13 protein-coding genes and 1 pseudogene are annotated in these 8,890 nt (G+C 64.7%); 12 read left to right on the forward strand and 2 right to left on the reverse strand.

Features of this window, described 5'->3' with window-relative positions; all coding sequences use genetic code 11:
- From WCB02_RS25750 to WCB02_RS25760, 3 genes are all read left to right on the forward strand, one after another.
- On the forward strand, positions 1-172 hold a 172-nt coding region (locus tag WCB02_RS25750; protein WP_423962590.1), incomplete at its 5' end, for an FAD-linked oxidase C-terminal domain-containing protein.
- A complete protein-coding gene (locus WCB02_RS25755) occupies positions 169-630 on the forward strand; it encodes a GNAT family acetyltransferase (protein ID WP_423962579.1) in 462 nt (153 codons plus the stop codon). The genes WCB02_RS25750 and WCB02_RS25755, both read left to right, overlap by 4 nt.
- A gap of 22 nt (positions 631-652) precedes the next feature.
- A complete protein-coding gene (locus WCB02_RS25760; protein WP_423962580.1) occupies positions 653-1,234 on the forward strand; it encodes an NUDIX domain-containing protein in 582 nt (193 codons plus the stop codon).
- Between the two features lie 148 nt (positions 1,235-1,382).
- On the opposite strand, the gene WCB02_RS25765 is transcribed toward WCB02_RS25760, so the two are convergent.
- On the reverse strand, positions 1,383-2,147 hold the full coding sequence (locus tag WCB02_RS25765; protein ID WP_423962581.1) for an SOS response-associated peptidase: 765 nt from the start codon (positions 2,145-2,147) through the stop codon (positions 1,383-1,385).
- 62 nt (positions 2,148-2,209) lie between these two features.
- On the opposite strand from WCB02_RS25765, the gene WCB02_RS25770 reads away from it, so the two are divergent.
- The 4 genes from WCB02_RS25770 to WCB02_RS25785 all read left to right on the forward strand — a co-directional run bounded on the left by WCB02_RS25770 (position 2,210) and on the right by WCB02_RS25785 (position 4,052).
- Positions 2,210-2,704: a hypothetical protein gene (locus WCB02_RS25770; RefSeq protein WP_423962582.1), complete on the forward strand. Its 495-nt coding sequence runs from the start codon at positions 2,210-2,212 to the stop codon at positions 2,702-2,704.
- A complete protein-coding gene (locus tag WCB02_RS25775) occupies positions 2,704-3,129 on the forward strand; it encodes an NUDIX hydrolase (RefSeq protein WP_423962583.1) in 426 nt (141 codons plus the stop codon). Before WCB02_RS25770 ends, WCB02_RS25775 begins: the two co-directional genes overlap by 1 nt.
- 75 nt (positions 3,130-3,204) lie before the next feature.
- Entirely contained in the window at positions 3,205-3,579 is a 375-nt protein-coding gene (locus WCB02_RS25780) for a TIGR02301 family protein (protein WP_423962584.1), read from the forward strand.
- A gap of 206 nt (positions 3,580-3,785) precedes the next feature.
- Positions 3,786-4,052 carry a hypothetical protein gene (locus tag WCB02_RS25785; protein WP_423962585.1) on the forward strand — a complete coding sequence of 89 codons (267 nt, stop codon included), beginning with the start codon at positions 3,786-3,788 and terminating at the stop codon, positions 4,050-4,052.
- Positions 4,053-4,197: 145 nt separating this feature from the next.
- Here the strand turns inward: WCB02_RS25785 and WCB02_RS25790 are convergent, their stop codons facing one another.
- The gene (locus tag WCB02_RS25790; RefSeq protein WP_423962586.1) at positions 4,198-5,532 is read right to left on the reverse strand and encodes a dihydroorotase; all 1,335 of its coding nucleotides are present in this window, start codon (positions 5,530-5,532) and stop codon (positions 4,198-4,200) included.
- Positions 5,533-5,659: 127 nt separating this feature from the next.
- Here WCB02_RS25790 and WCB02_RS25795 point away from each other — a divergent pair, with 127 nt between their 5' ends.
- From WCB02_RS25795 to WCB02_RS25815, 5 genes and pseudogenes are all read left to right on the forward strand, one after another.
- Positions 5,660-6,541, forward strand: coding sequence for a YgfZ/GcvT domain-containing protein (locus WCB02_RS25795; protein ID WP_423962587.1), 882 nt, complete (start codon positions 5,660-5,662; stop codon positions 6,539-6,541).
- The gene (locus WCB02_RS25800; protein WP_423962588.1) at positions 6,538-7,164 is read left to right on the forward strand and encodes a DNA-3-methyladenine glycosylase I; all 627 of its coding nucleotides are present in this window, start codon (positions 6,538-6,540) and stop codon (positions 7,162-7,164) included. The genes WCB02_RS25795 and WCB02_RS25800 overlap by 4 nt, the downstream gene beginning before the upstream one ends.
- Positions 7,165-7,268: 104 nt before the next feature.
- Positions 7,269-7,832: a hydrolase gene (locus WCB02_RS25805; RefSeq protein WP_423962591.1), complete on the forward strand. Its 564-nt coding sequence runs from the start codon at positions 7,269-7,271 to the stop codon at positions 7,830-7,832.
- An 86-nt stretch (positions 7,833-7,918) separates the two neighbouring features.
- Positions 7,919-8,425 carry a tyrosine phosphatase family protein gene (locus WCB02_RS25810; RefSeq protein WP_423962589.1) on the forward strand — a complete coding sequence of 169 codons (507 nt, stop codon included), beginning with the start codon at positions 7,919-7,921 and terminating at the stop codon, positions 8,423-8,425.
- A gap of 19 nt (positions 8,426-8,444) precedes the next feature.
- A pseudogene (locus WCB02_RS25815) lies at positions 8,445-8,890 on the forward strand (NAD regulator); the annotation flags it as partial.

Genomic DNA, 8,890 nt, shown 5'->3' on the forward strand with positions numbered 1-8,890 from the left:
GTTCGAGATCGTGCTGCGCATGGGCGGCTCGATCTCCGCCGAGCATGGCATCGGCGTGCTGAAGCGCGATGAACTGCCCGACGTGAAGGACAAGGTCGCGATCTCGCTGATGCGCGCCATCAAGGCGATGCTCGATCCGCATGGCATCATGAATCCGGGCAAGGTCCTATGAACGCGCCACCGGACATCGCAAAGCCGGCAATCACCATTGCGGCTATCGAGGATGCCGACGTCGCAGCCGTGATCGCGCTCTGGCAGCGCTGCGAATTGGTCCGGCCGTGGAACGATCCCGCAGCCGACATCGCGCTGGCGCGGCGCGGACCAAACGCGGCGATCCTGCTCGGCCGCGACGGCGACAGCATCGCCGCAACCGTGCTGGTCGGCCATGACGGCCATCGCGGCTGGGTCTACTATGTCGCGGTCGATCCCGCCCATCGCCAGAAAGGCTATGGCCGCGCCATCATGAACGCAGCCGAGGACTGGCTGCGCGAGGCCGGCATCGAAAAGCTGCAATTGATGGTGCGCCCCGACAATGACACGGTTAGGGCTTTCTACGAGCAGATCGGTTTCGGCGAGCAGAAGCGGCTGATTTACGCGAAGTGGCTCGACGGCCGCGACCTGACGCCATGACCGCCATCGATCGGCAGCCAGGATGAGCGTATCCGACCGTATCCGCGTCAAGGACGTCCGCCTGTTGTCCGACAATCATTACACGCTGAGGACGACCACCTTCGAATGGCGGCGCGACAATGGCGGGTGGCAGACCCAGCACCGCGAAACCTATGACCGCGGCAATGGCGCGGCGCTGCTGCCCTACAGCCTCACGCAGCGCACGGTCGTGCTGGTGCGGCAATTCCGCTATCCCGCCTATGTCAACGGTTATGATGATCTCCTGATCGAGGCTGCGGCCGGCCTGCTCGATGATGCCTCGCCGGAAGCGCGGATTCGCGCCGAGGCGGAAGAGGAAACCGGCTACCGTCTGCGCGAGGTCAAGAAAGTGTTCGAGGCCTTCATGAGCCCGGGCGCGGTGACCGAAAAGCTGTATTTCTTCGTCGCCGAATACGAGCCCGAGATGCGGATCGGCGCCGGCGGCGGCTTGGCCTCCGAAGGCGAGGAGATCGAAGTCCTGGAACTGCCGTTCGACACGGCGCTCGCCATGATCGGCGACGGCCGCATCGTCGACGCCAAGACCATCATGCTCCTGCAATACGCCGCGCTGCATATTTTCAGGTAGGATGAAGTTGGAAAACCTCGCACACTATCATTGCGAGGAGAAGCGACGAAGCAATCCATCCTTCCTTTTGCCGTGAGATGGATTGCTTCGCTGCTCGCAATGACGGTTTGTTGGCCGTCAAGAGTTCGCCGACAAATCGACCCCGACCTCAGAACAACGACCCCTGCCCGTCATCGGGAGTCGCGGGCGCGACCTTGCGCACTGCTCTCTTGGCCGGCTTCGGTTCCAACTCCGCGGCGCGCTCTTGCTCCGAGATCGGCAGCAGCAACTGCGCATCGTCATGGGCTGCGCTGTTGACCCGCGTCGACACCTCATGCCAGGCGAAGTCGCCTTCGGCCGGCCCGGTCAAAAGGCCCATCACCGCGTCGACATCGAAAGCGCGGCAATCGAGCCAACGGTCGAAATCGCCTTGCATCAGCGTCACCGGCACGCGATGGTGCAAGGGCGCAAGGTCCGCGCTCGCCGGCGCCGTCACGATCGCCACGGTGTCGAGTTCCTCGCCGTTCGGCCCCATCCAGGTTTCCGCAAGCGCGGCCAGCGCGAACGGGCGCCCATCGCGGCGGTGGACGAAAAAGGGCCGCTTGCCGCGGGTGGAGGCCTGCCATTCGTAATAGCCATCAGCCGGGACGAGGCAGCGGCGCCGCTTGATCGCGTTCCTGAACGCCGGCTTTGCTTCGATCGTTTCCGATCGCGCATTGATCAACAGCGTAAATTTACGGGGGTCCTTGACCCAGGCGGGTACCAGCCCCCAACGCATCAGCCGGAAATGCCTGCCATCATGCTCAATGATGACGACGGGCACCGGCTGCGTCGGTGCGATGTTATGCCGGGGCGGGAAATTTGGCTGTTCCGGATAACCAAACATTTGCCGCAGCGCTTCCGGCGGTGAGGTAATTACGAAACGTCCGCACATTGTGATATCAGGATATGTCTTCCTTCAGCACCTTTTAACCCCCATTGCTAACACTGCGACCGATGTCCATGACCGCTCACGCCACGGTGCGACCCGATCGCACGCCATTCAGCGAAGCCCGCGCCGCGGAGCTCAAGGCCGCCAATATCAATCCGCGGACCGGGCTCGCCACGGACTACATGAATCATTTCAACGAAGCCGTGATGCTGCTCGAAATGATTCCCGACATTCCGGAATGCGCCGAGGATTTCCTGTTGTGGCATCCTTTGTCCTATGCCGAACACTTCACGGCGTCCAATTTCAGCGCGCGCGATCTGGCGATTTCGGCGTATGAGGAAGCCGATGTCGGCGTTCGCGCCGAATTCGACAATGTCACGGGAACCATGACCGCCATCCTTGTCGCGGTGCACGAAGCGATGCGCGAAACCCAGCAGCCCACCACCCGCGCCAAGCTCGCCGAGCAGGCCGTCGGCTGGGTCAGGCCCTTGGTGGCGGCGGCCGGTGGTATCATCAACGGCGGTTCCGAAGGCGACGTCGATTACATCATGAGCCATTGATGCCGGAGGCGCCTCCGTTGCCGCCTGCCTATCCACAGCTTGCGGTCAGCGCGGCGATCTTTCGCGATGGCCGGATTCTGCTGGCGCGGCGGGCGCGTTCACCTGCCAGGGGGTTTTACTCGTTGCCCGGCGGCCGCGTCGAATTCGGCGAACCCCTGCTGACTGCCCTGCACCGCGAGGTCGACGAGGAAACCGGGCTGAAAATCGATATCATCGGGCTGGCCGGCTGGCGCGAGGTGCTGCCGGCGCCGAGTGGCGGCGGCCATTATCTGATCATGTCGTTCGCGGCCCGCTGGATTGCCGGGGAGCCCGTCGTGAACCAGGAACTCGACGACTTCAGATGGCTGCCCCCGGGCGAATTCGGCAATCTCAACCTGACCGGCGGCCTGCCGGAGGTGATCGAGGCCGCCCGTCGTTTGCTATAGGTCGATTTGCCGCTCGTCCCAGCCTTGCGTCCAACGCCTTGAAGAGGCTATCCAGCGGGCTTGCCGGACGCCTCCATGCCGAAACGCCTGTTCGCCGCCCTCGTCCTTGTCGCCAGCCTCTGCGGCCCCGTGCGGGCCGAGGACGCGGCGGCGCCGTTCGACGGCGACCTGCAGCGGCTGGCCGAAATTCTCGGAACCCTGCATTATCTGCGCGGCATCTGCGGCAGCAATGAAGGCGGCAAATGGCGCAACGAGATGCAGGCGCTGATCGACGCCGAGACGCCCTCGGGCGATCGCCGCGCCCGCATGATCGCGGGCTTCAACCGCGGCTATAACGGCTTCCAGCAGACCTACCGCACCTGCACACCGGCCGCGATCGTCGCGATCCGCCGCTATGTCGACGAGGGCTCGAAAATCTCCCGGGATCTGACGGCGCGCTACGCCAACTGAGCATGATCCGGAAAAGCATGTCCTCAGGCGACGACCCGATGGGTGGACACTGGTTTTCACTCGCGACAGACCCGGAATACCATCGAGTTTCTGCGATGCCGTTAACCCTTTCTTAAGAACTGGCTGGCCGAACGGGCGGCCCATGCTACAGCTCGGCGCGTTAGCCGTCCCGCCCTGGGACTCAAAAGCCAGCCTCCGTTGCAATCATGACCCATCCAACGTCCTTCGGTCTTGCGCGCGCGCCGCTGCCCGATCACGAGCAGAAGCAGACAGCGTTGAACTACCTCAACGAGGCCTGGGCCGATGCGCGCCATGATGGGGTCGACGGCGACTGCCTGGCGCAGGCGAGCCTGTTTGCCGCGTTCGCCGAACTGGTTGGAACCTATGGCGAGGATGCGGTCGCGACCTTCGTCGAGGGCCTGCCGGGGCGCGTCCGCAACGGCGAATTTTCGATCGCGCTGGCGAAGCAGTGAGGCCGCGGCCAAACGGCAGCCGTCATCGCCCGGCTTGACCGGGCGACCCAGGACTCCAGAGGCCGTCGTTTCGCTCAAAACCGTCGCCATGGACCAGATCGCCCGCGTTCGCCGGCGAGACAGCCATATCTTACGGCTTCAACTCTTACGGCCTCAACGCCTCCAGGAACCGCACCGGCTCGCCGGTCGACGGCATCAGCAGTTCGCCCTGCCACATCACGCGGCGGCCGCGCAGAAAAGTACCGACCGGCCAGCCGGTGACGCGCAACCCGTCATAGGGCGTCCAGCCCGCGCGCGAGGCGATCCACTGATTGGTGATGACCTCGCTGCGCTTGAGATCGACCACGGTGAAATCGGCGTCATAGCCGGCGGCGATGCGGCCCTTGCAGGCGATGTTGAACAGCCGCGCCGGCCCCGCGCTGGTCAGATCGACGAAGCGCGCCAATGATAGTCGCCCGGCATTGACGTGATCGAGCATGACCGGCACCAACGTCTGCACCCCGGTCATGCCCGAGGGCGAGGCCGGATAGGTTTTGGCCTTTTCCTCAAGTGTATGCGGGGCGTGATCGGAGCCGAGCACATCGATGATGCCCTGCGCGATGCCGGACCAGATGCCGTCGCGATGCTCGGCCGAGCGCACCGGCGGGTTCATCTGCGCGTGGGTGCCGAGCCGCTCGTAGCATTCGGGCGCGGCGAGCGTCAGGTGATGCGGGGTCGCCTCGCACGAGGCGACATCCTTGTGGTCCCGCAGGAACGCGATCTCCTCCCTGGTCGAGATATGCAGCACATGGATGCGCTTGCCGGTCTCGTGGGCGAGCCTGACCAGCCGCTCCGTCGCCCGCAGCGCCGCGGTCTCGTCGCGCCACACCGGGTGCGACCGCGGGTCGCCCTCGATCCGGAGCGGCTTGCGTTCGTTGAGGCGATATTCGTCTTCGGCATGAAAGGCGGCGCGGCGGCGAATCACCTGAAGGATCCGGCGCAAGCTTTCGTCATCCTCGACCAGCAGCGCCCCGGTGGAGGACCCGATGAACACCTTGACGCCGGCGCAACCCGGCGACCGCTCCAGTTCGGGCAGATCTTGAACGTTGTCGCGGGTGCCGCCGATGTAGAAGGCGAAATCGCAGTGCATGCGGTGCCGGCCAAGCTTCACCTTGGCGGTGAAGGTCGCCTCCGAAACGGTCAGCGGATCGGTATTCGGCATTTCGAACACCGCCGTCACGCCGCCCATCACCGCGCTCTTCGATCCCGTCTCCAGGTCCTCCTTGTGGGTGAGGCCCGGCTCGCGGAAATGCACCTGCGTATCGATCACGCCAGGCAGCACGTGCAAGCCCTTGCAATCGATCACCTCGGCGGCATCGGCGCCTCCGAGCGCGCCGATCGCCGCGATCCGGCCATTGGCGATGCCGATGTCGCGGACAGCCTCGCCATCCTGATTGACCACGGTGCCGGATCTTAGAATAGTTTCAAATCGTTGACTCATCGCTCCTCAGCGCCCGGTTCAGGCCGTTGGATGACTGCATGACCCCTGCCGGGCCGAGCTTAGCGCCTTACTTTCCGCAGCGATATCCGCTAGTTTCGTTTCAACAAGAACTTCAAGAGTGAGTGCCATGAAAGCAGCGTTTCTTCCCGACCGCGGCGTGGTCAAGGTGTCTGACGAGGACGCACGCAAATTCCTCAATGGCCTCATCACCACGGATCTGGCGAAGCTCGAGCCCGGCCTTGGCCGGTTTGGCGCGTTGCTGACGCCGCAGGGCAAGATCATCGCCGACTTCCTGATCACGGAAGTGCCGTCCGGTCACGGCGGCGGTTTCCTGCTCGACTGCCCGCGCGCGGTGGCGCAAGCGCTCGCCGAGCGGCTCGGCATGTACAAGATGCGCGCCAAGGTCGGAATCGAGAACCTTTCGGAGAGTCTCGGCGTGATCGCGGCGTGGGATGGCGAGCCCGCGGTGCGGCCGGATCTTGCCTTCGCCGATCCGCGCGAGCCGGCGCTCGGCTGGCGGATTATCGCACCCATCGCCCTCGCCCAAAAGGTCGCCGATCTGATCGGCGCCGATCTGGTTGAGGCCGCCGCCTACGAGGCGGTTCGCATCGCCCATGGTGTGCCGCGCGGCGGCATGGATTTCATCTACAGCGACGCCTTTCCGCACGAAACCAACATGGACCGGCTGCACGGCGTCGATTTCAAAAAGGGCTGCTATGTGGGACAGGAAGTTGTCTCGCGGATGCAGCATCGCGGTACCGCGCGCACCCGCACTGTTCGCGTCGCGCTCGATGGTCCTTCGCCGGAAGCCGGCGCCACGATCCTGGCTGGCGACAAGGCGGTCGGGACCATGGGCTCGACCGCAGGCGGCAACGGCCTGGCGCTGCTCCGGATCGATCGCGCAGCCGAAGCTCTGGACGCCGGCCTGGCGCTGACCGCCGGCGGCCTTACGCTTCATCTTGCCAACCCCGATGATCTGCAGATTGCGGCAAAACAACCCGTCGCATGAGCCGGTCCGCGCGATTGCATCCTGACGGCAAGCTCCGATGCCCGTGGCCGGGCGACGATGCGTTCTATGTCGCCTATCACGATACCGAATGGGGCGTCCCGGAATATGACGACCGCGCGCTCTACGAAAAGCTCATCCTCGACGGCTTCCAGGCCGGGCTGTCCTGGATCACCATCCTGCGCAAGCGCGACAATTTTCGCCGTGCGTTCGACGATTTCGAGCCGGAAAAGATCGCGCGCTACACCGACAGGAAGATCCACGCGCTGATGAACGATGTCGGCATCGTTCGCAACCGGGCCAAGATCGAGGGGACGATCGCAAGCGCCAAATCCTACCTCAAGGTCATGGAGGACGGACCGGGCTTCTCCAAATGGCTGTGGGACTTCGTCGGCGGCACGCCGAAGATCAACCAGTTCAAGACCACCGCGAGCGTGCCGGCCTCGACGCCGCTATCGATCCAGATCTCGAAGGAGCTTGCCGCGCGCGGCTTCAAATTCGTCGGCCCGACCATCGTCTACGCCTTCATGCAGGCGACCGGCATGGTCAACGACCATCTCGTCACCTGCTTCTGTCATGAGGCCTGCGGCGTCAAACGCCGCGCGCCGCGCCTCAACGTCCAATGACCGTCGCCAAACCTGCGCCGGGCAGAGCTGTGCTGACCAAACCTGGGCTGACCGAGCCTGTTCTGACAAAGCCTGTTCTGACAAAGACCCGGGTCTGGCAGCGGATGCTGTCGGGACGGCGGCTCGACCTGCTCGATCCTTCGCCGCTCGACATCGAGATCGCCGACATCGCCCATGGCCTGGCGCGGGTCGCGCGCTGGAACGGCCAGACCAAAGGCGCGCATATCTTCTCGGTCGCGCAGCACACGCTGCTGGTCGAAGCCGTGATGCGGGCGCAATCGCCGCGGGTCGACGACCGCATCAGGCTGGCCGCGCTGTTGCACGACGCGCCGGAATATGTCGTCGGCGACATGATCTCGCCGTTCAAGGCGGTGCTCGGCGGCGACTATAAGGCGGTAGAGAAACGGCTGCTGGGGGCGATCCACATCCGCTTCGGCCTGCCGCCCGTGCTCAGCGCGCAGATCGAGCGGCAGATCAAGGCCGCCGATCGCGGCGCGGCCTATCTGGAGGCGACCGAACTCGCCGGCTTCGATCAAGCCGAGGCGAAACGGCTGTTCGGCCGCGATCCGGGCCTACCGGACACGACCAGGCAGGATTATTTGACACCATGGAGCGCGGCCAAGGCCGAGAAGCGATTTCTTGCCCGCTTCAAGGCGCTGCAGCCCTGACGCGGCCGTTGAAGCGGCCTTGAATGGCGTGCCGGAACCTGCTTACACGGCCCCGCCCTCTGATCCGCGCCGCACAAGAGACCGCCATGATCCATGTCTGCTCGCTCGCCGCACTCCCCGAAACCGTGAGGCTGACCGGCGCCAGCCATGTGCTCACGGTGATGGCCAATGTCGACCAGGTGCAGCGGCCGGACTCGGTGCTTGCCGCCAATCACCTGAAAGTGGCGATGGACGACATCGTCGCGCCGATGGATGGTTTTGTCGCGCCTTCGGAAGCCCATGTCGCGCTGGTCCTGGACTTCGTGCGGAGCTGGGACCGCAGCGCGCCGCTGGTCATTCACTGCTATGCCGGCGTCAGCCGTTCGACCGCGAGCGCCTTCGCGGCCGCCTGCGCGCTCAACCCGCACCGCGACGAGATGACCATCGCCCGCCAGATCCGCGCCGCTTCCCCCATCGCCAATCCGAACCGGCTGATCGTCAGCCTGGCCGACAAGGCGCTCGGCCGCGACGGGCGAATGCTACGCGCGCTCGACGATATCGGACCCGCCAGCATGATGGTTGAAGGCGTGCCGTTCCGCGTCCATCTCGACTGATTCGCATGAACGCCGTGAGATGAGCGACAAGCTCCTGACGCCGATCGAGATCGGCCTGACCGCGGCGATCGTCGCGATCGAGCAGAATGAGCCGCTGATCCTGACCGCGTCACGCAGCGACGGTGACAAGCTCGCTGGCCTGCCGTTCGGCCCATTCGATGCGGTCGCGCACCGCACCTTCGAGATCGGGCTGCGCGCCTGGGTGGAACAGCAGGCCGGATTGCGGCTCGGCTATGTCGAGCAGCTCTATACGTTCGGCGATCGGGGCCGGAATACCGAGCCCGGCGACACCGACGCCCATGTCGCCTCGATCGGCTATCTGGCGTTAACGCGCCCGGCCGGCAACGCGGCGCGCGCGCCGGGGGCTTCGTTCGAACCCTGGTACCGCTTCTTCCCCTGGGAGGACTGGCGACAGGCGCGGCCCGAGATCATCGAGCGCGATATTTTTCCCGAGCTCGTCAAATG

The organism is Bradyrhizobium sp. (genome assembly GCF_049581145.1).
Classification (GTDB): Bacteria; Pseudomonadota; Alphaproteobacteria; order Rhizobiales; family Xanthobacteraceae; genus Bradyrhizobium.